16 protein-coding genes and 1 other annotated feature are annotated in these 21436 nt (G+C 47.0%); of the genes, 1 reads left to right on the plus strand and 15 read right to left on the minus strand.

Annotation, left to right across the window (positions count from 1 at the left end; translation table 11 throughout):
• Nucleotides 1-765: 765 nt before the first annotated feature.
• The 10 genes from pyrE to lspA form a co-directional block, all read right to left on the minus strand.
• Nucleotides 766-1404, minus strand: coding sequence for an orotate phosphoribosyltransferase (gene pyrE / locus NST25_RS23330; protein WP_076279282.1), 639 nt, complete (start codon nucleotides 1402-1404; stop codon nucleotides 766-768).
• Nucleotides 1401-2147 carry an orotidine-5'-phosphate decarboxylase gene (gene pyrF, locus NST25_RS23335; protein ID WP_076146022.1) on the minus strand — a complete coding sequence of 249 codons (747 nt, stop codon included), beginning with the start codon at nucleotides 2145-2147 and terminating at the stop codon, nucleotides 1401-1403. The genes pyrE and pyrF overlap by 4 nt, the downstream gene beginning before the upstream one ends.
• A gap of 111 nt (nucleotides 2148-2258) precedes the next feature.
• A complete protein-coding gene (gene carB / locus NST25_RS23340; RefSeq protein ID WP_076185242.1) occupies nucleotides 2259-5486 on the minus strand; it encodes a carbamoyl-phosphate synthase large subunit in 3228 nt (1075 codons plus the stop codon).
• Between the two features lies 1 nt (nucleotide 5487).
• A complete protein-coding gene (carA, locus tag NST25_RS23345) occupies nucleotides 5488-6669 on the minus strand; it encodes a glutamine-hydrolyzing carbamoyl-phosphate synthase small subunit (protein ID WP_051491286.1) in 1182 nt (393 codons plus the stop codon).
• Nucleotides 6670-6784: 115 nt separating this feature from the next.
• Nucleotides 6785-8068 carry a dihydroorotase gene (locus NST25_RS23350; protein ID WP_076128828.1) on the minus strand — a complete coding sequence of 428 codons (1284 nt, stop codon included), beginning with the start codon at nucleotides 8066-8068 and terminating at the stop codon, nucleotides 6785-6787.
• 109 nt (nucleotides 8069-8177) lie between these two features.
• Nucleotides 8178-9083 (minus strand): aspartate carbamoyltransferase catalytic subunit, encoded by a 906-nt coding sequence (locus NST25_RS23355; protein WP_036683376.1) that lies wholly within the window; start codon nucleotides 9081-9083, stop codon nucleotides 8178-8180.
• Nucleotides 9084-9087: 4 nt separating this feature from the next.
• Complete coding sequence (pyrR, locus tag NST25_RS23360; protein WP_036683379.1) at nucleotides 9088-9651, minus strand: bifunctional pyr operon transcriptional regulator/uracil phosphoribosyltransferase PyrR; 564 nt, start codon at nucleotides 9649-9651, stop codon at nucleotides 9088-9090.
• Between the two features lie 893 nt (nucleotides 9652-10544).
• Nucleotides 10545-11798 (minus strand): LL-diaminopimelate aminotransferase, encoded by a 1254-nt coding sequence (locus NST25_RS23365; RefSeq protein WP_076098555.1) that lies wholly within the window; start codon nucleotides 11796-11798, stop codon nucleotides 10545-10547.
• A 205-nt stretch (nucleotides 11799-12003) separates the two neighbouring features.
• Nucleotides 12004-12975 (minus strand): RluA family pseudouridine synthase, encoded by a 972-nt coding sequence (locus NST25_RS23370; protein ID WP_076192046.1) that lies wholly within the window; start codon nucleotides 12973-12975, stop codon nucleotides 12004-12006.
• Entirely contained in the window at nucleotides 12968-13480 is a 513-nt protein-coding gene (gene lspA, locus NST25_RS23375) for a signal peptidase II (RefSeq protein WP_036683603.1), read from the minus strand. The genes NST25_RS23370 and lspA overlap by 8 nt, the downstream gene beginning before the upstream one ends.
• A 245-nt stretch (nucleotides 13481-13725) precedes the next feature.
• Here lspA and NST25_RS23380 point away from each other — a divergent pair, with 245 nt between their 5' ends.
• On the plus strand, nucleotides 13726-14448 hold the full coding sequence (locus NST25_RS23380) for a TraR/DksA C4-type zinc finger protein (RefSeq protein ID WP_076098553.1): 723 nt from the start codon (nucleotides 13726-13728) through the stop codon (nucleotides 14446-14448).
• Between the two features lie 92 nt (nucleotides 14449-14540).
• Here NST25_RS23380 and NST25_RS23385 read toward each other — a convergent pair whose 3' ends face one another.
• The 5 genes from NST25_RS23385 to NST25_RS23405 all read right to left on the minus strand — a co-directional run bounded on the left by NST25_RS23385 (nucleotide 14541) and on the right by NST25_RS23405 (nucleotide 21432).
• Nucleotides 14541-14837, minus strand: a complete 297-nt coding sequence (locus NST25_RS23385; protein WP_340394460.1) for a DUF5665 domain-containing protein — start codon at nucleotides 14835-14837, stop codon at nucleotides 14541-14543.
• 329 nt (nucleotides 14838-15166) lie between these two features.
• A complete protein-coding gene (gene ileS / locus NST25_RS23390) occupies nucleotides 15167-18259 on the minus strand; it encodes an isoleucine--tRNA ligase (RefSeq protein ID WP_340392589.1) in 3093 nt (1030 codons plus the stop codon).
• A gap of 914 nt (nucleotides 18260-19173) precedes the next feature.
• Nucleotides 19174-19448, minus strand: a binding site (T-box leader).
• 185 nt (nucleotides 19449-19633) lie between these two features.
• A complete protein-coding gene (locus tag NST25_RS23395) occupies nucleotides 19634-20146 on the minus strand; it encodes a DivIVA domain-containing protein (RefSeq protein WP_051491297.1) in 513 nt (170 codons plus the stop codon).
• Between the two features lie 227 nt (nucleotides 20147-20373).
• Complete coding sequence (locus NST25_RS23400; protein ID WP_340392591.1) at nucleotides 20374-21156, minus strand: YlmH/Sll1252 family protein; 783 nt, start codon at nucleotides 21154-21156, stop codon at nucleotides 20374-20376.
• Nucleotides 21157-21165: 9 nt separating this feature from the next.
• Nucleotides 21166-21432, minus strand: coding sequence for a YggT family protein (locus tag NST25_RS23405; protein ID WP_036683616.1), 267 nt, complete (start codon nucleotides 21430-21432; stop codon nucleotides 21166-21168).
• Between the last annotated feature and the right edge of the window lie 4 nt (nucleotides 21433-21436).

Genomic DNA, 21436 nt, shown 5'->3' on the forward strand with positions numbered 1-21436 from the left:
GAGTGTCAGAGACGCAATATTCCAGAGCAACAGAACGCAATATACCAGAACGACAGAGCGCAGGTCAGCCAAGTGTCAGAAATTGATTGTAAATGTAAGTGAATGTAAATACAAACACAAAAACCCGACTCTCCACTCTACTTTTCCTTTTACCAATACAGCATTCGTCTTCCCTACTAACTAACCTACTAACTAACCTGCACCTTTCCTGTGACCGGCACAAATCGCCTCTTCTACGACAGGATAATTGCACTTTGTGCAACTATTAAAGCGGAGTGTGTTGTGCTTCTCCTTTTAATTGCACTATGTGCAGTTAAAAAACGTTATTAGGTGCTTTCGGCGGATTTCTGGCGGATGTAATTGCACAAAGTGCAACTATATCGCCAGATCCTCTAAGGAAGATTAGTTTAAGTGCACAAACTGCAACTATTCGGCGTTTGAGACGACATTGCGATAGCATCCCCGGGTGTCAGAGCGTTCAGAGCGTAGAGCTACAGCGCATAGCAGCAGAGTATCAGAGTGTTCAGAGCCAGAGCATAGAGCGTTAGCGCATAACAGCAGAGTTTCAGAATCCAGAGTGTCAGAATCTACACCTGCCGCGGCTGGATCATTGCATCTTTTTGCAATAAATAGCAGCATACTTCATGCAACTACACAGCTGAGTGCGCTTTACGCTTTCCTTTTTATTACACTCAATGTAGTTAAAAAGAAAAGCCTCCCACCAAAAAGTGAGAGGCCCGTCCAAACTATAATCAGATATTTAGTTTAAACGCCAAATGCGGAAGGATCTTTTCTCCAAGATTTCAGCAGTTCCACATCTGTAGCTGCGATCTTGCCTTGTGTAAGAGCCACATCAATCAATGTGCTATAGTTGGATAAGCTTTGTAATGGCATTTCAGCTGCGGCAAAAGCCTCCACCGCACGGTCCAGCTCGTAGCTGAAGATTGCCAATACAGCCAACGCTTCTGCGCCTGCTTCTTGCACAGCTTGAGCTGCTTTGATGGAGCTTCCGCCAGTGGAGATCAGGTCTTCGATAACGACTACCTTTTGCCCCGGCTTAATCAGTCCTTCGATCTGGTTCTGCTTGCCGTGACCTTTAGCTTTATCGCGGATATAAGCCATTGGCAGATTAAGTTTATCAGCTACCCAAGCTGCGTGAGGAATGCCTGCGGTTGCTGTACCTGCGATCACCTCTGCGTCTGGATACTGGCTTTTAATAAGCTCAGCGAAGGCATCAGCAATATAGTTACGTACCTCTGGGTAAGCCATAGTCAGACGGTTATCGCAATAGATCGGGGATTTAATACCAGAGGTCCAGGTAAAAGGCTCCTGCGGACGCAGTGCCACTGCTCCTATCGTAAGCAGATAACTTGCTACTTGTTCACTTCTATTTAATGTACTCATGCTAGGGTCATCTCCTCAATAATATTTAGTGCTGCTTGACGTGGATCAGCCGCAGTTGTAACAGGACGGCCCACCACCAGAAAGTGGCTGCCTTGCTGAATGGCTTTGCCCGGCGTCATCACCCGGGACTGGTCACCTAGGGATGCACCTGCTGGCCGGATACCAGGTGTAACTGTACAAAATGCGGGCCCACAAGCCTCTGCGATCGCTGAAGACTCTTGCGGTGAAGCCACCACTCCATCCAGACCTGCAGCGGCTGCCAGCTTAGCGTATCTGACTACAGTATCTGCTACGTCTCCTGCGATTCCAATTTCGTTATTCATCACTTCTTGGCTCGTGCTGGTCAGCTGTGTAACTGCAATAATCAAAGGCATTTTAAGCGCAGCATTCGCATTAACTACTGAAGCAGCGCCTTCCCGGGCTGCAGCCATCATCGCTGAGCCTCCTGCGGCATGTACGTTAAACATATCCACACCGAGGTTCGTAAGGCTTTCTGCCCCGCCTTTTACCGTGTTAGGAATATCATGCATTTTGACATCTGCAAATACAGAATACCCCCGAGATTTCAGTTCATTAATGAATTCCGGTCCGGCTGCATAAAAAAGCTGCATTCCCACTTTCATATAACAAGGAATCCCTTCCAGCTTGTCAATCAAGGTTCTTGCCCCTGCAACATCAGGGTAATCCAAGGCGATCATCAAGCGATTCGCCATTTCATTCCACTTTGCATCTCCCTGTCCCATAACCGTTCTCCCATCCAGTGCAGACTTAAATCCACACTCTTCATTTATTAGCCCCTAGGCATAGCGGAACGGTCTGCGTAAACGCAAACCGCCCTATACATCTTTATGAGATTAGTTTAATTGACCGACAAAAGCAGGCATGGACTGTGACGAGAAGTTGATCGTCTGCAGCATTCTGAGCAGTGCCGTTACTGTATCGAGTGATGTCATACATACGACGCCATTCTCAACCGCTTCACGACGGATACGGAATCCATCACGCTCTGGTGTTTTCCCTTTAGTCAGTGTATTAAAGACGAAGTTGGCTTGCCCACCACGAATCAAGTCGAGAATGTTCGGCGCACCTTCATCCAGCTTGTTTACGTTCATTACGTTGAGACCTGCTTCTTCAAGCGCTTGAGCGGTGCCTCCGGTAGCAATGATCTTGTAACCCAGCGAGTGGAAGCCTTTCATAAGCTCTACAGCTTCTGCTTTATCTTTATCTGCCACTGTAACGATGATAGCACCGGTTGCTGGAATTTTCATTCCTGCTCCGATTAGACCTTTATACAAAGCTTTTGCATACAATTTATCGCGGCCCATAACTTCACCCGTCGATTTCATTTCAGGTCCGAGCGTTGGTTCTACTCTACGCAGCTTGGCAAAAGAGAACACCGGCACTTTAACCGATACATAATCACTTTCCGGCCATAGACCTTCTGTATAACCGTCATCTTTCAGCTTGCCGCCGAGAATGATTTTGGTTGCCAGATGCGCCATTGGAATTCCAGTTACTTTACTCAAGAATGGAACCGTACGCGATGAACGTGGATTTACTTCAATTACGTACACTTCATTCTGATAGATAACGAACTGGATGTTGACCAGACCAATCGTTTTCAATTCCTTAGCAATCTTGATTGTGATCTCAGCAATTTTTGCTTTCAGACCTTCATCTAGATATTGCGGAGGATATACAGCGATGGAGTCACCGGAGTGAACACCTGCACGCTCAACATGCTCCATGATCCCTGGAATAACTACCGTCTCACCGTCACAAATTGCGTCTACCTCAACCTCTTTACCTAACATGTAACGGTCAATCAATACCGGATGCTCCGGATTCACCTTAACCGCTTCTACCATGTAGCTAAGCAATTCCGCATCATTATATACAATTTCCATTGCGCGTCCACCAAGTACATAGGAAGGACGTACCAGCACCGGATATCCAAGTGATTGTGCAGTTTCTACTGCTTGATCTACGTTGATAACCGTCTTTCCTTTTGGTTGGGCAATATCCAGACGAGCCAACAAAGCTTCGAATTTCTTCCGGTCTTCAGCTTCGTCAATACTGTCTAGGCTAGTTCCGAGAATCTTAACGCCAGCCGCACTTAGTGGTGCAGCAAGGTTAATGGCTGTTTGGCCTCCGAACTGTACGATAACCCCAATCGGATTCTCTTGCGCAATTACGTTCATTACATCTTCAAAGAATAACGGTTCGAAATACAACCGGTCCGAAGTATTAAAATCCGTAGATACAGTCTCAGGGTTATTATTGATAATAACTGCTTCATAACCTGCCTTCTGAATCGCCCATACTGCATGCACAGTGGAGTAATCGAACTCAATCCCTTGGCCGATCCGGATTGGACCCGATCCAAGCACGATAACCTTTTGTTTATCGGAATGAATGACCTCATTTTCAGTCTCATAAGTAGAGTAGTAGTAAGGTGTAGAAGCTTCGAACTCAGCTGCACAGGTATCTACCATTTTGAATACAGGCGTTAATCCTCGCTCTAAACGAAGCGCGCGTACATCAGCTTCTTTGGTGTATTTACCGTTCGCTTGTCCTTCTGCACGTATCTCAGCAATCGCACGGTCTGTAAAACCTCTGCGTTTAGCTTGATACAAGGTTTCTTCTGATAAGCTTTCATCCCCACGGATGACCTCTTCAAAGTTGATCAGTCCCTCGATTTTGGACAGGAACCACCAGTCTACGTTAGTAATGTCTTGAATCTCTTGCAAGCCAAATCCGCGGCGGAAAGCTTCAGCGATCAAGAACAACCGCTCATCATCAGGTTTTGCCAGACGTTCACGCAGGACGCTTTCTTCCAGATCCTCAGCGCCCGGCAGACGGAAACGGTGTACACCAATTTCCAGGGAACGAATTGCTTTATGAATGGACTCTTCAAAGGTACGACCGATGGCCATAACTTCTCCAGTTGCTTTCATTTGTGTGCCCAGCTTACGGTTCGCATGAATGAACTTGTCGAACGGCCAGCGTGGGATTTTGCTTACGATATAGTCAAGTGTAGGCTCGAAGCAAGCATAGGTCTGTCCAGTAACTGGATTGACGATTTCATCGAGTGTGTAACCAAGTGCGATTTTGGCAGCCATTTTGGCAATCGGATAACCAGTTGCTTTCGAAGCCAAAGCCGAAGAGCGGCTGACACGTGGATTTACTTCGATTACATAATATTGATAGCTTTGCGGATCCAGTGCGAACTGCACGTTGCAGCCACCCTCGATATTCAGCGCACGAATGATTTTGAGTGAAGCGCTGCGCAGCATCTGATATTCACGATCGGATAACGTTTGGCTAGGTGCCACAACGATACTGTCACCCGTATGCACACCTACCGGGTCGAAGTTCTCCATGTTGCAGACAACGATACAGTTGTCATTCGCATCACGCATAACCTCGTATTCAACTTCCTTCATGCCGGCAATACTTTTCTCCACCAAACATTGTCCAATTGGACTATAACGAATACCTGCTTTGACAGTCTCAAGCAGCTCTTCTTCGTTGTCGCAGATCCCGCCGCCGGTGCCGCCAAGCGTATAGGCTGGGCGTACAATCAGTGGGAAACCAATTTCCTCAGCGAATTTCATCGCTTCATCTACTGTGGTAATAATAGTGCTCTCTGGTACAGGCTGTTCCAATTCGCGCATCAAATCGCGGAACAAATCGCGATCCTCTGCTTTTTCAATGGATTCAAGCTGGGTACCTAGAAGCTTAACATTCTCTTGTTCTAGTACTCCTGCACGAGCCAATTCTACAGCCATATTAAGACCTGTCTGTCCTCCCAAAGTTGGCAACAAGCCATCCGGGCGCTCCTGGCGGATGATGCCAGTTACGAATTCAAGGGTAATCGGTTCGATATAAACTTTATCAGCCATATTGGTGTCAGTCATGATAGTCGCTGGGTTACTGTTGATCAGTACAACTTCAACGCCTTCTTCTTTCAGGGCCTGACAGGCCTGAGTTCCGGCGTAGTCAAATTCTGCGGCTTGCCCGATAACAATCGGTCCAGAACCAATTACTAATATTTTTTTAAGCTTTTCATTCTTAGGCATGTTATAGAGCTCCTTTCACGGCTTCAAGCTGTTTTACTGTAGGTTTTGGCGCCGTGATTCTGGCGTTTGCCGCAAGCTGCGCCTGGCGCGAGCTTACAGGTGTGTTAGCTTTATGATCAGCGATCATCTGTAAGAAACGATCGAATAAATAGCTGCTGTCATGAGGTCCCGGTGCTGCTTCTGGATGGTACTGTACTGAAAATGCAGGGTAACGGGTATGTTTAAGTCCTTCAACGGTCTTATCATTATTATTAATGTGAGTAACTTCTAGATCCGTGCTCTTCACAGAATCTTCATTCACTGTGTAGCCATGGTTCTGAGAAGTAATGAAGCAACGTCCGCTCTCCAATTCTTTAACCGGATGGTTACCGCCACGGTGCCCGAATTTCAGCTTCTCTGTATCCGCGCCACAAGCCAGTGCAAACAGCTGGTGACCTAAGCAGATGCCGAAGATTGGGTATTCACCAAGCAATTCCGAGATCGTCTTCACTGCGTGTGGGACGTCTTTCGGGTCCCCAGGGCCGTTGGACAGCTGGATACCATCTGGATTGAGGCGACGAATCTCATCAGCGGTTACGTCATGAGGTACAACTACAACGTCACAACCGCGATTGTTTAACTCGCGCAAGATACCAGCCTTCGCACCGTAATCTACAAGCACGATGCGTTCTTTAGTTCCTGGGCTATTGTACATGCTTGGAGTAGATGTGCGAGCTACCTGATTGCGCAATTCTTCAATTGAGGTGTCGCCCATCATTTCCATCAATTCCTCTACACGTTTGTTAGAGGTAGTCAGGATCGCCTTCATTGTTCCGTAGTGGCGAATAATCCGCGTCAACATCCGGGTATCAATCTCGCTGATTCCAGGAATATCATATTCTTTCAGCAGGTCGTCCACACTGTATTCTGCGCGCCAGTTACTTGGAACTTCTTCATGACGACGCACTACAAAACCGTGTACGAAAGGTCGAACAGATTCGAAATCATCCCGCGTAATCCCGTAGTTCCCGATCAATGGGTACGTCATGGTAACGATTTGTCCGCAATATGAAGGGTCAGACAGCACCTCTTGATATCCTGTAATTCCTGTGTTAAAAACAACCTCGCCTGTCTTTTCACCTTCAGCGCCAAATGCGGTACCTGTAAATAAAGTTCCGTCTTGAAGCAGCAATCTCGCCTGCATTCCCTTCCACTCCTTCATGTTCTGTAGTCTAATACGTATGCCTTGCATGCCTTCCGGAGTGTACGCGCTCAAATTGCTGATCTGTAAAGATCAGCAATTTCGCCTCACCAGTCCGCTAGTTTTTCTCAGTCCATACGGCTTTGCCGTCCACCCAAGTTTTTACTGGCCAACCCTTAAGCTTCCAGCCGCCAAAAGGAGTGTTACGTCCTTTGCTTGCGAAGGAACTTGGATCTACTTCTTTTTCCTGCTCCAGATCGATCAGTGTCAAATCTGCAGGAGCTCCGATCTCCATAACCCCGGTGTTCAATCTGAATACCCGTGCAGGATCGGCAGTCATTCTTTGTACTAGTAAGGATAAATCCCATTTTCCGGTTTCTACAAACGCTGTGTATAAGAGTGGGAAAGCTGTCTCGAATCCAACGATACCAAAAGGTGCCAGCTGCATTCCCTTCGCCTTCTCTTCTTCACTATGTGGCGCATGATCTGTAACAATCATATCTAGTGTGCCATCAAGCAACCCTTCGATACACGCTTCAACATCGCGGCGGGAGCGCAGCGGTGGGTTCATTTTCCAATTGGCATCCAGGCCTGGAATATCGTCTTCAGCAAGAAGCAAGTGATGCGGACATACCTCAGCAGTTACTTTAATGCCGATCTCTTTTGCTTGGCGAATCAGCCGCACCGACTGTTCAGTACTGACATGGCATACATGGTAATGAACGCCTGTCGCTTCTGCCAGCAAAATATCGCGTCCAACATGGATCGCTTCTGACTCATTCGGAATTCCTTTGAGGCCATGCTTCTTAGCGAACTCACCTTCAGCTACACAGCAGCCTTCAACCAGTGAATTATCTTCGCAGTGGGCAATGACTGGCATATCGAGCGATGCTGCGATGTTCATTGCATCTTTCATCATTTGAGCACTTTGTACGCCCACACCGTCGTCTGTATAACCAATAGCTCCAGCTTCTTTGAGCGCCGCAAAATCCGTCAACTCACGTCCGAGCTCATTTTTCGTAATGGCTGCATAAGGAAGCACTTTAACTAGTCCTGCTTCACGCGCCTTGTCTTTCACAAATTGCACGATCTCCGGGCTATCTGTCACCGGACGAGTATTTGGCATACATGCAATGGTTGTAAATCCGCCTTTAGCAGCTGAGCGACTTCCGGTTTCCACTGTTTCCTTGTGTTCAAATCCCGGTTCACGCAAGTGCACATGCATATCAATGAGTCCCGGAATGAGCAGCTTACCTTCAGCATCAATGATCTCCGTGGCTTCTCCGATAGCTTCATTTCCGTCGATTATAGCCGAGATCACACCCTCCTGAAGTTCGATGTGTTTGCGCTCAAGCAAGCCTTCCTTATTCAATACGCTGGCGTTTCTAATAATCACTGTCATGATTCTACCTTTACCCTCAGATCACAGCTGCGGGCCCTCTCGTTATTATATAATAAAAATTCATATTTGTGTATATTTATTAGTCTCTATACGTTAGCATTCTGTAAGCTTATAGTAAAGCTCTTTCGAGAACCGCCATCCGGACCGGTACGCCATTAGACATTTGCGGGAAAATCCGCGATTGACTGCACTCAACTACTGCATCATCAATCTCTAGATTCCGGTTAACCGGAGCTGGATGCATAATGATTGTGTCTTTGGCCAGCTTAGCTGCCCGCTCTTCTGTTAGACCATAGTGGCTACGGTAATCTTCAGCAGACAGCTTAATGCCGGAAGTATGGCGCTCAAGCTGTACTCGAAGCATCATTACTACATCCGCTTTAAGAGCTTCTTCCATAGTTACGTAAGGCGCATACTCCATAAGCTCAGGAGCCTTCATATTATCCGGTGCGCAGAACTGCACCTTGGCTCCCATTTTCGTAAGCCCCCAGAGATTAGAGCGCGCTACGCGGCTATGCATAATGTCCCCAATGATGGAGACTGTCAGGCCCTTTAGTTCCCCAAAGGTTTTGGTCATGGTGTATAAATCAAGCAGCGCCTGCGTAGGATGTTCATTGTTGCCGTCGCCCGCATTGATAAGCGGTATGGACACCTTCTCAGCTAACTGCTGCAGCACACCTGCAGGCTTCAAACGCACAACTCCGGCATCGATCCCCATCGATTCCAGTGTGCGCACTGTATCGTAGATCGACTCCCCTTTTTCTACACTAGAAGCTGCAGCCGTAAAATTAAGTACTTGCGCACCTAGTCGTTTCTCTGCCATCTCGAAAGAGAAGCGTGTGCGTGTGCTGTTCTCAAAAAACATGTTAGAAATAAAATGGGAGTTCAAGATGGGCGTTAGCTTTTCACTTTGATTGTCCCAAAATGCTGTTCTGTCAAGCAGTTGGATAATTTCCGACCGGTCAAGCTCTTTGATTCCCAGCAGACTACGTTCCTTTACCTTGGTAAGTGTCATGATGTTATCGTTCCTCCCGGTTTGAAATAATGTAGACCTCATCTTTGCCGTCGTATTCCTTCAGCGCCACTTCAATCTGCTCGTGCTTTGAGGTAGGTACATTCTTACCGATGTAGTCCGGCCGGATCGGCAGCTCGCGGTGTCCGCGGTCAGCCAGTACTGCCAGTTGAATCATTCGTGGGCGTCCGCAATCCATCAAAGCGTCCATCGCCGCGCGGATGGTGCGTCCGGTGTAAAGTACATCATCGAACAAAATGACTTTCTGATCATGAATGCCAGCACTTCCTGAAGTAATAACGACGTTGCTCTTCACTACTGCTTCACTGCCTTCCACTTCACGGTCATCCCGGTAATGTGTGATATCCAGCTCACCGTATGGAATCTCGACGCCTTCAATCTCCTTGATGCGCTCAGCGATACGTTGTGCCAGATACACACCTCGTGTCCGAATGCCGACCAGCAGACAATTCTCGATACCTTTGTTCTTCTCCAAAATCTCATGAGCAATACGCGATAAGGCCCGGCGGATCGCCGTTTCATCCATAATGACATTTTTCTCAGTAACCATAATCTTGTCACCCTCCAGCTTGTTCGCCTATTCAAGTTCCCGGAAATCAAAAAACTCCTTGCCTATAACAGGCAAGGAGTGAAATCCGCAGATGAGGAAGATGACGGCCGCGCGCATAAAAAGACAGTTCCGTATTTACACACGGATACCTTTCTAAGAGTCGCGAACCTCGATTCACGTTACCTTGCCAGCCTCACAGGACTGAATTAAAGGCGCTATTCATTTAACAAGAATTATGACAGAACAACCCCCTCATGTCAACTTTCTCTGCCTAAACTTTTGCACTTCTCTTCCTTACTTCTATTAACAACAAGGGGGAGGCGGTACTCAGTATATCTGCATAAAAAACGAGGCTGGTCCCAAGTTGCCGTTTCATGGCTTTTTGGACAGCCTCGTTTATGTTCTTAACACTACTTAATGTCCAAATGATTCAAAAGGCGCACCTAGTAATGCTGAAAATGATGCAATCGGTGAGGTACTTATATAGTAATTAAGGAATTTCTCCCTGAAATTCAGTGATTTCTGTTCATCGGACTTGTTATTAGGGAGTTTTTCCCTGATTTCGTACATTTAGAGCGAATATCGGCTAATTTCAGGGAGTTTTTCCCTAATTAGTTTAAAATCCACTCTTTACTTCGCACAAACACAGAACGCATATCGCTCACCACACAAGCCCGCCACACAAGTTCACTGCACAAATTCCACCGTCACAGCTACCACAAATCATCTACTGCAAGCTGTACGAAAATCAAACATAGCAGTAATACACAACACGTGGCATATAGTCATAGGGCACAGTAACATCTACAACATTTCCTATTCCATAAAAAAGAAGCTGCCCCCAAGTAGAATTCACTACTTTTGGGACAGCCTCATTAATTCAATAACAATGCTTAAAACTCAAATTCCACATCACTAAGACGTCTTTGAATTTCAGAGATGACACGTCTCTCTTCCTCTTCACCTTTAGCAATAAAGGTAACGGAGAAACGAACAAACGGACCTGCATCGTCCCAAGGCACAGTGGAGATCAGCTTCTCACGAATGAGGAATTGGGAGAAATCTTCACCGGATTCAAAGCGACGGCCGTCTTTGATTCCCTTAGGTGCAGCGACATACAGGAAGAAGGAGCCTTTTGGCTTCTCAGCTTTAAAGCCGAGGCTATTCAGTGCATCAACCAGCAGGTTGTGACGACGGGAGTATTTATCTGCAATCGCTTCAGTAATCTCCGGATGAGCAAGACCATAAGCTGCTGCTTTTTGAATCGCGATAAATTGGCCGGAATCGTTATTATCCTTCACATCGCTGAAGGCTTTAACCACTAGCGGATTACCAGCCACAAAACCAATTCTCCAGCCCGTCATATTGTAAGACTTAGAAAGAGAATGCAGCTCCACACCCACATCCTTTGCACCTGGAACGGAGAGGAAGCTAAGTGGCTTCAAACCGTCATAGGTCAAGGCAGCGTAAGGTGCGTCATGAATAACCACTACATCGTATTTTTTCGCCCATGCAACGACCTCAGCAAAAAACTCAGGAGTGGCACTAGCGCCCGTTGGATTGTTTGGATAGTTTAGATAAAGAAGCTTAGCTTTACGAGCAATGTCTTCCGGAATTTCATTCAGATCTGGAAGGAATTTGTTCTCCTTCTTCAGCTCCACTGTAAATACTTGTCCACCCAAATATTTAGTATGTGTACCCAAGACTGGATAACCCGGCACGGTCATAATCGTGATATCACCTGGATTGATGAAACAAGATGGCAACATAGCCAGCGCAGGCTTCGATCCGATGGAGTGAACTACCTCCGTGTCTGGATCAATTCCTTCCACCCGGAAAACTTCCCGCAAATATTCAGCAGCAGCAGTCTTGAATTCGGCAATTCCATTGTCCGCATATCCGCGGTTTTCTTCCTTCGCTGCTTCTTCAGCAAGCTTAGCTACGATACCCGCATCAGCCATCTCATCCGGCTCGCCTACGCCCATATCAATTAGTTCAATGTTAGGAAAATCCTGTTTTGCGGATGCTTTAGCACGTTTGATTTTCTCGAATTTATAAATCGAAGTGTCTTTGCCATAATTGGCACCGCCGATGCGGTCTGCAAAATTAGTCTGAATGAAGCTATCTTGGTATTGTTCAATACTCATACTGTCATCTCATCTCCTGAATATCTATTCTACTTTTAAAAGAAACGGCTTCGCCGTCCCTTGGATGGCGTATGTTTCCGGATATCCGTTTCATTATAAAAATAAGGATAAAGAATAAGGCATTACCCTTTCTTTATCCTTATGTTTTTAAATATGCCGTAAAGTAGTGTTCAATACCATAGACTAATTATCACTTCATTTGTACTTATCTGCTGCGTAGTGTGAACAGCACTTCTTCCATATCCTCTGGAATAGGTCTGCTGAATTCTTTATATTCACCTGTGGTAGGATGAACAAATCCAAGCACCGCCGCATGCAACGCTTGTCCATTCATCGTAGTGCCCTTGCTGCGTCCATATATCGGATCACCTACAAGTGGATGGCCAATGAACTTCATATGTACCCTGATTTGATGCGTGCGGCCAGTCTCCAGCTGCAGCTCCAGCAGTGTACAATCTCCGAAACGTTCCATTACTGTAAAATGGGTTACGGATTTCTTGCTGTTCTTTTCGGTTACTGTGTATAGCTTGCGATCATGTGGATCTCTGCCAATCGGTGCATCAACAGTGCCCTTATCATGCGACAAGTTGCCGTGTACGACTGCAATATATCGGCGCGTAACACTATGCTCTTTAAGCTGTGCGGCAAGCGAGGCATGACTGGCATCATTCTTAGCCACCATGATAAGACCAGAGGTATCCTTATCGATCCGATGTACAATACCTGGACGAATCTCACCGTTAATGCCGGACAGATCCTTACAGTGATACATCAGCGCATTTACTAAGGTGCCTGACGGATGTCCCGCAGCTGGGTGCACAACCATGCCCCGGGGTTTATTAATCACAATGACATCGCTGTCTTCATATACAACTTCAAGAGGAATGTTCTCCGCGATCAAATCCGTTACTTCTGCTTCAGGGACAACAACGCTAACCACGTCGCCTTCCGATAACTTATAGTTGGCTTTCACTGGCTTGCCATTAACCGTAACGTTACCACCGCTGATCCACAGCTGCACCTGAGAACGGGAAATTTCTTCTTCCCATGATTCCGTAATATATTTATCGATTCGCTCCCGCGCGTTCTCTGCCGAAACGGTCCATTCCGTGACGTCCCTCTCTTCTTCGCTCGTAGATGCCGCTTGGTGATTGACGTCTTTATTCAAATCATTCATTCCCTTCTCTTACTTCCTTTGCTTCTTTTACTTCTTTTATTTCCGTAATTTCTTCGCCATTCTTAAGGTCACGAAAAGAATCCAGAAGAATCAATCCAACCCCAATGACAATACAAGAATCCGCCACGTTAAAAATCGGGAAGCTATAGCTCCCAAAATTGAACAGAAGGAAATCAACAACCTCACCATTGATTATCCGGTCCAGGAAGTTACCGATAGCTCCACCCAGTACAAGCCCTAGGGCAACAGATAACAGCTTCCGCGAGTGTCTAGTCTTGTTCAAATACCAAACGATACCACTAACCACTACAACCGTAACTAGAAAGAAGAACCATTGCTGACCTTCGAGAATCCCAAAAGCAGCCCCGCGATTGCGATGAGAGGTAATCAGGAAAAAATCTCCGATAACAGAAATCTGTTCTCCGATCTCCAGACGTGTAGCAATGAGATACTTTGTCCCTTGATCCACCAAAAATACAATAAGAGCAATCAAATAGTACACCACAGAAGTTGTCACTCCGTTCTTATTTTTCCCGCTAAATGCGGTACGAATACTGTTTAAAGACTTGTATATTGTAGCACAGCCCTTAAAGAATCGTCTATTGCGGGACATCCGCTAAGTTCAATCTTGGGGACTATTTTCCAGCGCTAAAATCCCTGCTCTCCGGTCAACCTAACAGAGAACCATCCGGTGTTATCCGGCAAGTCGGAATGATTCTTATAAAAGGTACAGAAAGGAGCTTTCTCATTATGACGCACCTGACAGTACAGCAGCTCTCAGAGCTACGCGCACGATTGGAAAAAGATCGGGATACGATTCAGCACAGGCTTCAGAATAATGAACATTACGGCTTAGATGAATCCATGCGGGATGGCTCCGGTGAACTTTCCGAGAATGACAACCATCCAGGAGATGCAGCCACCGATTTGTATAATCGCTCCATGGACATTTCACTGTTAGAGCGGGACGAGCATGAGCTGGACGATATTGAAGCTGCTTTATCCGCTATGGATAATGGCACCTATGGGATATGCAAGGCTAGTGGTGAGCCGATCCCTTTTGAACGTTTATCTGCCATCCCTTCCACACTTTATTGTAAAGAGCACAACCCGCGGCAAAACGCACCTTTCACTCGACCAGTAGAAGAGGAGCTGTTATCTCCACCTTTTGGACGAACCAGTCTGGATGAACGCGACGATCAAAACGGTTTTGACGGTGAGGATGCCTGGCAGATTGTTGAAAGCTGGGGTACCTCGAATTCTCCCGCCATGGCGGAGGGCAACAATATTGATTCTTATAATGATATGGAGATTGAAGCCGATGAGCTGGAAGGCTGCGTAGAGCCTTGGGAGAACTTTATCGCCACTGATATCACGGGCAACAATCTAATTGTAGTGCCTGGACGGAGCTACCAGCGTTATTTGGACAGTGACGAGGCAACCCATAGCCTAGATCCTCTCGACGAAGACTAAACACAGATGTCCCCTACACAAAAATATTTAAACAGCGTACTGTTCCAGTTTTGAGGAATGGTTCGCTGTTTTTAATCTTAACGTTTCGATGGCTATTTGAATTCTAGCTGACGTTGTACGATCCGCACAATATCCGCAATATAATCACCAATGATCGGTAGATTGAGCGCGCCTAGTCCCTGAAGGATATAAATAATCGTTGCCGCAAAAAAAGTAAAACCCAGTGCAATCCCAACTCCCCGAGCTGCTCCAAATAAAATATTTCTCCAAATCAACCGCCAAGGTGAATATAGCAGATCCGTATATTGATAAATTCGGGATTTTTCCAAAATATGAGCCCACTCAAAGGTCAAACGGTACATCGTATTCATTTTTTCTTCCAGCGAAATATCCTCGGGATTACGCGGATCTGCTGTTAGATACTCAGGATTAACTTCAGGAAAAGCCTTATTCTCCCTTTCCTTGTCTGGGTTATTCTTATTGCCGGATGTCTTAATGGAGATTCTCCTCTTATTTCCCTCCACAGCTACGGCTCCTCTCATATGTCTTTCCTTCGCTACAAAGTAAACGAGCCCGGCCAAAGAGAATTCATCTCCTTAAGCTCGGGACTCGTTAGTTTTGCGCCGAAATATAAAGACTATATTTCCCGCATAAACGGAAGATCTCCGTTTACACTTATGCCGCTAGTATATGCTGTTTTGGGACAGGTAATGCAGAATTATGCTTCGATATGGATACCGATGGATTTGTCACCGACTTCTACCGTCTCAAAAGCATGTTCTCCATCAAAATCAACCGTAGTCACAAGAACATTGTCTCGCAATACATTGTCAAATGCTGTAACAGCTGCTTTTAGCTCATCGTCTAACTTCAAAGTGAGTGCGATCCGTTTCTCGATCGGCAGATCCAGACGTTTACGGTAATCTTGAACCGCACGAATGATCTCACGAACCCAGCCTTCTTGTTCAAGCTCAGGCGTGATTTCGGTATTGAGCGCAACCGTAACTCCATATCCGGAAGCTGCGGCGAAACCTGCTTTGGCTTGTTTTTCAACAAGCAGCTCTTCAGAAGTGATTACAAGCTCTTCACCTTCAGGTGTCGCAATTGCAATTTTACCGTCCTGTACCGCTTTGCGGGTAGAATCACTGTCGAGGCTTTTCAGGAAGCCTTGCAGGAAGCCTACATTTTTACCGTATTTTTTACCGGCTACCTTAAGATTCAGCTTGAGTGTGAAATCAACAAATCCGCTGTCACTGTTCTCCAGCACGATGTTCTTGATGTTGATCTCATCTTTGATGATCTCTTCATACTCAGCCAAATGGAAGTCACGGTTCATCGAAACGATCAGCTCGGACAGCGGTTGACGATTCTTAATGCCTGTTTCGTTACGTACGTTACGCGCCAACTCAACGATCTGTCTTGCACTTTCCATATCCTCTTCCAGCTCTTTATCGATCAAGTTCTCGTCAGCAACCGGGAAGTCTGCCAAATGCACACTTTCTCCGCCGCCAAGGTTCGTGAAGATATCTTCGGACAACATCGGTGTAAATGGAGCCATCAAAGTTGCTGTCGCCAAAAGCACATGAGTCAATGTACGGTAAGCATCCAGTTTATCTTCACCTAGGCCACTCCCCCAGAAACGGTCACGGGAACGACGGATATACCAGTTACTCAACTCATCCACAAAGTTCTCAATAGCTCTAGACGTATTCACGAAGTCATTTACCGCAAGCCCTTTATCCACCAAAAGAATCAAGCTGTTCAGACGGGACAGAATCCAGCGGTCCAGCTTATGTTTTGATACTTTAAAAGGATGATCGGCTGGATCGTAACCATCAATGCCCGCATACAGCGTCAAGAAGGCATGTGTATTTACCAGCGTATCCACTACTTTAGATTTCGTCTCACCTACAAGACCACGCGAGAAACGTTTATTATTCCACGGTGCACTGTCGGACAAAATAGCCCAACGGAATGCATCCGTGCCGTAATCGTTCATGATTTCCCAAGGATCAATAACATTGCCCTTGGATTTAGACATTTTTTGACCATTCTCATCGAGGATATGACCGTGAGCAATAACTGCTTTATATGGAGCTTTACCCTTGAACAAGGTGGATACTGCAAGCAAGCTGTAGAACCATCCACGGGTCTGGTCGATCCCTTCACAGATCATATCTGCCGGATACTGATCATCCAGCTTATCCTCGTTCTCAAACGGATAATGGCTTTGTGCAAAAGGCATCGAGCCACTATCGAACCATACGTCGATCACTTCCGATGTACGAACCATCTCTGCACCTTCGCTAAACGGACTGCGCAGCTTGATCTTATCCACGAATGGTTTATGCAGTTCGATATCTTCAGGAACCTCACCAATCGCCATCGCTCTTAGCTCTTCAATGCTGTGTGGTGCAAACTCTTTGCCCGTTTCTTGACATACCCAGACATTGAGGGGTGTACCCCAATAACGGTTACGGCTGATATTCCAGTCAACCAGTTCATCCAAGAACTTCCCGAAACGGCCTTCACGTACATGCTCAGGGTACCAAGCCACACTGTTGTTGTTAGCAATCAGCTGATCTTTGATCGCTGTAGTGTTGATGAACCAGCTGTCTGTTGCGTAATACAAAAGTGGTGTATCACAACGCCAGCAGAACGGATAGCTGTGCTCGTATTTCTCTTTACCGTAAAGCAATCCTTTTTCAGACAAAACCTTAATGATATCCAGATCGCAATCCTTAACAAAACGTCCCGCAAAATCAGAGACTACATCCGTATACTTACCGGAATTATCAACCACATTTACGAAGCTGATGCCATTCTCACGGCAAGTCTTGTAGTCATCTTCACCATGTGCTGGTGCCATGTGTACGATCCCTGTACCACTGGAATCTGTAACGAAAGAAGCGCCTACGATAACATTGCTTTTCTCTGCCTTAATATATCCGAATGGAGGTGCGTAAGTTTTACCGATAAACTCGGAACCTTTATGTGTAGAAAGGACTGTGTGCTCACCTTTCATTACTTCTTCGACCAAGTTTTTAGCAACGATGTACACACCATCTTCTTGTTGCACACGTACATAATCCATGTCCGGGTTCATAGCTAGCGCCATATGGGCTGGCAAGGTCCAAGGTGTTGTCGTCCAAGCCAATACGTAGTCTCCGCTGTCATCCAGCTTGAACTTCGCGGTCGCACTGAGATCCTTAACGGTTTTGTAGCCTTGAGCAACTTCATGTGAGCTTAGTGTAGTCTGGCAGCTCGGGCAATACGGGCTAACACGGTGTCCGCGGTAAAGCAACCCGTTCTCATGCACTGTAGCCAAGATGTTCCATACACTTTCGATATAGGTGTTATCCAAGGTTACGTAAGGATTATCTAAATCCGTCCAGTATCCAATTGCTTCTGTAAATTCACGCCATTGCTTCTCATAACCGAAGACGCTGTCTTTACATTCCTGGATGAATTTTTCTACGCCATATTCCTCGATCTCTTGTTTGCCGGAGATGCCAAGCTTCTTTTGTACGCCTAGTTCTACTGGCAGACCGTGTGTATCCCAGCCCGCTTTACGTACCACGCGGTAACCTTTCATCGTCTGGTAACGACCGATGAAATCCTTGATTACCCGTCCCAGCACGTGTCCGATATGCGGCGCACCGTTTGCTGTAGGCGGACCTTCATAGAATACATAATTTGGACGTCCCTCACGGTTCTCCATGGACTTGCGGAACGTATTTTCGTCGCTCCATTTCTTTAATATGCGGACATCTCTTGCCCGCGCCTTTTCTCTGACATCTACTTTTTGCATGTGATGGTCAATCCTTTCATGGATTAGTCTATAAAGCTCTTTTCGATCTTTGGGCGACCTTGCGCAGCTGGTCGCTCACCGCTCTTGCCCTGGCTCCCGAGCCGCGTTCCCGTAGGGCAGCAATCGCTCAGGGCGCCATACGCGACCTTGCGCAGCTGGTCGCACCGCTCTTGCCCTGGCTCCCGAGCTGCGATCCCGCAGGGCAGCAATCGCTCGGGGCGCCAATGGGCGACCTTGCGCAGCTGGTCGCTCACCGCTCTTGCCCTGGCTCCCGAGCCGCGTTCCCGCAGGGCAGCAATCGCTCGGGGCGCCATACGCGACCTTGCGCAGCTGGTCGCTCACCGCTCTTGCCCGGGCTCCCGAGCTGCGATCCCGTAGGGCAGCAATCGCTCGGGGCGCCATGGGCGACCTTGCGCAGCTGGTCGCGCACCGCTCTTGCCCGGGCTCCCGAGCCGCGATCCCGCAGGGCAGCAATCGCTCGGGGCGCCATACGCGACCTTGCGCAGCTGGTCGCACCGCTCTTGCCCTGGCACCCGAGCTGCGATCCCGCAGGGCAGCAATCGCTCGGGGCGCCATACGCGACCTTGCGCAGCTGGTCGCTCACCGCTCTTGCCCGGGCTCCCGAGCTGCGATCCCGTAGGGCAGCAATCGCTCGGGGCGCCATGGGCGACCTTGCGCAGCTGGTCGCTCACCGCTCTTGCCGTATAGGCCGCGCAGGCGAACCCGCCAGGGGAGCCTAAGAAGGGCCGCTCCTTCAGCCACATGAATCCGTTCGTTTCCACCACCGTACCTAGTTTACACGAGGCTTTACTTTGCGGGTGTCCAGAGGGCAGCAGCCCTTGGGGTCCCCCTTAGAAAGGGGGATTTAGGGGGATAGCCGCCCCGGAACAACAAAATAAGCGTCATCCCACCCCCAAAGGGGCGAGACGACGCTCGCGATACCACCCTAATTCTGCGCATGAGCACATCCTTAAGGGGAGTGTATTCAGCACAATCTCAGTCCTGCGCGTAAATCTTGTGCACAGGTCCGGTGTAACGTCCGGCAGACGGTTAGGCTTACGCACGATCAACGCTTCAGCTTAACTTCTAGGGGAAGATCTTCCGGCAGGGTTCGAACAATCGGCTCGCAGCAATCGCCGACTCTCTGGAGAACGTTACCTTGTCGTACTTGTCCCGTCATCGAATACATATAAACATTATACAGATATGTTCTATTTATAGACTTTTTGAATCTAAATGTCAACAACCATTCGCCCAATCTAGCTATTATGAGCGTACTTGCGCATGGAGTTCACTTTATTATGGTCTATTTTATCGGAAAATAAAAATAGAGGGAATAGCTCCCTCTATTTAGCCAATTATCGTCTGAAACCTTTAGATGCGATGAAGAACATCATCCTTGAAAGCTACATTCTCGCTCGCCTCACGACTCTCTAAGGCATTCCAGTCATCCTGTGATAACAGCTCCAGCTGAGCCTCCACTAATGTCCGGAAACGAGTGCGATAGATCGAAGCTTGCTTGCGCAATTCTTCAGTCTCAATAGCAACCTTACGGGATTTGGATAACGCTTCGTTAATAATCCGATCGGCGTTTTTCTCCGCTTCCTTGATAATGAGCTGGGATTCCTTCTTGGAGTTGTTCTTCACATCATCCGCCGCTTCCTGAGCGACTAAGATCGTCTTCGATAAACTTTCTTCAATATTCACAAAATGATCCAGACGCTCTTGAATAGACAAAAGCTGATTCTGCAGTTCCTTGTTCTCACGGATGACACTTTCGTAATCCTTGATCACTTGATCCAGAAATTCGTTGACCTCGTCCTCATCATAACCGCGAAGTCTCCGAGAAAACTCCTTGTTATGTATATCGAGCGGTGTTAATGGCATGCTGTGCACCTCCTAGAAATTTCGGACCTTCTTTATCTCTAAATCGCAACTAAGCGGCAGACAAAGAAGAAAGACTGTACTTCAAGTAAAGGCAGAAGGTGTTCCTGTGTTCCGCCTGCCATTCATGGTCCGCCTCTTCTTAAAAGTATCGGCGTCCAGCTTAAAAAATGTTTGATTCCCTCGAAATAATCAATTTCGACAAGTAAGACCGTATTCCTGCAAGGGATTCACACAAATTTACCAATCTGAACACGGTATCGGCCCTTTTTCGTCAAACTGCCGACCTCTAGAACCTTGAAGCGACCAAAGCCTTGAATAGATACCATGTCACCATCCTTAAGACCGCAGGATGGGTCTTCCTCCACTTTCCAGTTTACCCGAACGCGTCCAGCCTTGATGGGAGCAAGAATTTTGCTTCGGCTAAGCCGTGTTACATCTGCGGCAATGCCATCCAATCGCAGGGATGCTACAGTCAAATCCATCAATTCCAGCTTAACCTCACTATTACACAAGGCGGAAAGGGGTAATACTTCCGTACTTACCTGTATCCGGTGCACTCCAGTTAAATTCATAGCTAAATAATCTGCAATATCAGCAGCGACTACAACATGACAACCATCGTCCAGAACATGAATATCACCGATTTTGCCTCGTTTAACGCCCAGCCCCAGAATAGAACCCATGTAGTCCCCGTGCTCCAGAGCCAGAAACTTCTGCTCCCCTGAGGTTATTGCAAGCACCTTCAGCTCCATGTCTTCCTGATCCAGGTCACGATAATCAGGAGCGACAAGCGCTCGCTTCCGCTCTGCCTCAGGATGTCCCCCTTCCCATTTAACAATCACATCAGGATGGCGGTTAACTAAAGTTTGCAGAATAAAACCTTGGCGGGGATCGAGAAATTCAGTTAATTTAGTCTCATGATATTCTCCAGCGTTGGTAACCCATTCGAAGGCCTTGTCCACAAATTGACGTTCATCGGGATGAAAATGCCCGTAAACTTCGTTCTTCATCACAATTGCCTAAAAAATCAAATGCAGGATAGATTTAAGTCCGCCTGCCGCGAATTCCAAGACAAGTAATGCAATAATTGGAGAGATATCAAGTGTACCGAAGAGCGGTGGAATAAACCGTCTGAAAGGTGTTAAATACGGCTCTACGAGTTTGCTTAGCAGTTCTCCAATGAAGTTATCACGAACGTTGGGTAACCAGGACATTAGCACATAGAAAATAATCATGTAAAAATAAATGTTAAACAAAATATCGATAATGTAATCAATTTGAAGCAAAGCC

Origin of the sequence: Paenibacillus sp. FSL E2-0190, from assembly GCF_037992965.1 — a bacterium.
Taxonomy (GTDB): Bacteria; Bacillota; Bacilli; order Paenibacillales; family Paenibacillaceae; genus Paenibacillus_AQ; species Paenibacillus_AQ odorifer.

Excerpts from the sequence above, each read along its gene's own strand:
- NST25_RS23395 (WP_051491297.1), bottom strand. The coding sequence starts at position 20,146 with ATGCCATTAACACCGCTCGATATACATAACAAGGAGTTTTCTCGGAGA.
- ileS (WP_340392589.1), bottom strand. The coding sequence starts at position 18,259 with ATGCAAAAAGTAGATGTCAGAGAAAAGGCGCGGGCAAGAGATGTCCGC.
- NST25_RS23365 (WP_076098555.1), bottom strand. The coding sequence starts at position 11,798 with ATGAGTATTGAACAATACCAAGATAGCTTCATTCAGACTAATTTTGCA.
- pyrF (WP_076146022.1), bottom strand. The coding sequence starts at position 2,147 with ATGGGACAGGGAGATGCAAAGTGGAATGAAATGGCGAATCGCTTGATG.
- carB (WP_076185242.1), bottom strand. The coding sequence starts at position 5,486 with ATGCCTAAGAATGAAAAGCTTAAAAAAATATTAGTAATTGGTTCTGGA.
- NST25_RS23380 (WP_076098553.1), top strand. The coding sequence starts at position 13,726 with ATGACGCACCTGACAGTACAGCAGCTCTCAGAGCTACGCGCACGATTG.
- pyrR (WP_036683379.1), bottom strand. The coding sequence starts at position 9,651 with ATGGTTACTGAGAAAAATGTCATTATGGATGAAACGGCGATCCGCCGG.
- NST25_RS23400 (WP_340392591.1), bottom strand. The coding sequence starts at position 21,156 with ATGAAGAACGAAGTTTACGGGCATTTTCATCCCGATGAACGTCAATTT.
- NST25_RS23370 (WP_076192046.1), bottom strand. The coding sequence starts at position 12,975 with ATGAATGATTTGAATAAAGACGTCAATCACCAAGCGGCATCTACGAGC.
- pyrE (WP_076279282.1), bottom strand. The coding sequence starts at position 1,404 with ATGAGTACATTAAATAGAAGTGAACAAGTAGCAAGTTATCTGCTTACG.
- NST25_RS23350 (WP_076128828.1), bottom strand. The coding sequence starts at position 8,068 with ATGACAGTGATTATTAGAAACGCCAGCGTATTGAATAAGGAAGGCTTG.
- carA (WP_051491286.1), bottom strand. The coding sequence starts at position 6,669 with ATGCAGGCGAGATTGCTGCTTCAAGACGGAACTTTATTTACAGGTACC.
- NST25_RS23355 (WP_036683376.1), bottom strand. The coding sequence starts at position 9,083 with ATGACACTTACCAAGGTAAAGGAACGTAGTCTGCTGGGAATCAAAGAG.